This is a genomic window from Arthrobacter sp. H20 (assembly GCF_000520515.1).
Lineage (GTDB): Bacteria > Actinomycetota > Actinomycetes > Actinomycetales > Micrococcaceae > Arthrobacter_D.
Window position 1 is genome coordinate 1 of record NZ_AZRY01000244.1, and the last position, 1,411, is coordinate 1,411.

Consider the following 1,411-nt stretch of genomic DNA (forward strand, 5'->3'; position numbering starts at 1 on the left):
CGGTGTGGAAACGCCACCGCCGGTTCAGCAGCGATGGCACCTGGGACAGGATCCACACCCAGTTACTGGCAGAAGCAGACGCGGTAGGGATGATCGATTGGGAGGTTTCCGTGGACTCGACAGTGAACCGGGCTCACCAACACGCAACCAACCTTCCGCGCACCACAGGGGGACCTGTCGAATTACATGAAACTGCGCGAGGAGCCTCCTGACCACGCGATCGGCCGCTCCCGTGGCGGGTTGACGACGAAAATCCATCATCTCTGCGACGGGAAAATGCGGCCGTTGGTGATGCTCATCGGACCGGGCCAGGGCGGGGACTCACCAATGTTTCCGCTCTTGCTCGATGCGTTGCACGTCCCGCGGATAGGCAAAGGCAGGGCTCGGACCAGGCCGGACCGGGCGTTGGGAGATAAGGCGTATTCTTCCAAAGCTAACCGGAACCTCCTGCGTTCCCGCGGGATCCAGGCGGTCATCCCGGAACGCTCCGACCAGCAAGCGAACCGTAAACGCCGCGGCCGCAGTGGTGGAAGACCCGTCGGTCTCGACAGGGAAGCCTACAAACGGCGCAACGTTGTTGAACGTTCCTTCAACACCTTCAAACAATGGCGCGGTCTGGCCACCCGGTACGACAAACTCGCCCTCACCTACCGCGGAGGAGTCGTACTCCGAGCCATCACTATTTGGCTCAAAGAATTAGGAGACACGCCCTAGTTGCAACTCCTAAATAGTCAGGTGTTGCAACGACCGCTAGACGCCAAGCTCGCGAAACGGTTCACGATATGACCATCGCTGACACGGGTAACCCCCCGGACGTTAGTCTCATGAAGAACACCTCGCGGCGGCCCGGTGCAAGGGGAAGCTGCGGCAACATGGTCATAACGCTGGGCACTAAGACCAGGGCGGCCAGTGTGGTGTTGCCGCCTGCATAGTGATGCACGGCACGTAGGGCCGACGTCGAGCGGTAGGCCGAATGCTATCCGGTGGGGAGAATGACTGGCGGCGCTAATCCCCGCCGTTGCTGGGATTACCCGGTGTGCGGAGTGCGTTGAGCGGGCTGGAGTATGACGATTTGTCTAGGCTCAAAGTGGTGTGTAAAGTAGAACGAGTCGCCGCCGCTTCTGCGGAAAAATAGCGACCGACCCTTACAAACAGCCTGGAAATGGCATGCTTCTTGCGTGTGATTACGGCGGGTTGGGATCCGTCCGGTTGAGCTGCAGATCGCAAATATGTTGATTTGCTAAAGCTTCCGAGTTCGGGTAAGTTTGAAAAGTTGCTCCGGAGCGATGGTGGGACTGTTTGGTTCTGTTTGGTGCCGGGTGTGTCTGTTGTTTGAGAACTCAATAGTGTGCCATGTTTGTTGATACCGATTGTTTTATTGATTGGTTGAATTTGGCTGCATGATGCTGCT

The 1,411-nt window shown here is 57.8% G+C and carries 1 protein-coding gene and 1 pseudogene; one reads left to right on the forward strand and one right to left on the reverse strand.

Annotated features, from left to right (window positions below; translation table 11 throughout):
* Positions 1-714 (forward strand): annotated as a pseudogene (locus Y703_RS0102435) (IS5 family transposase); the annotation flags it as partial.
* A 291-nt stretch (positions 715-1,005) separates the two neighbouring features.
* Here Y703_RS0102435 and Y703_RS22575 read toward each other — a convergent pair.
* The coding region (locus Y703_RS22575; RefSeq protein ID WP_216698854.1) for a hypothetical protein at positions 1,006-1,411 on the reverse strand (406 nt) is incomplete at its 5' end.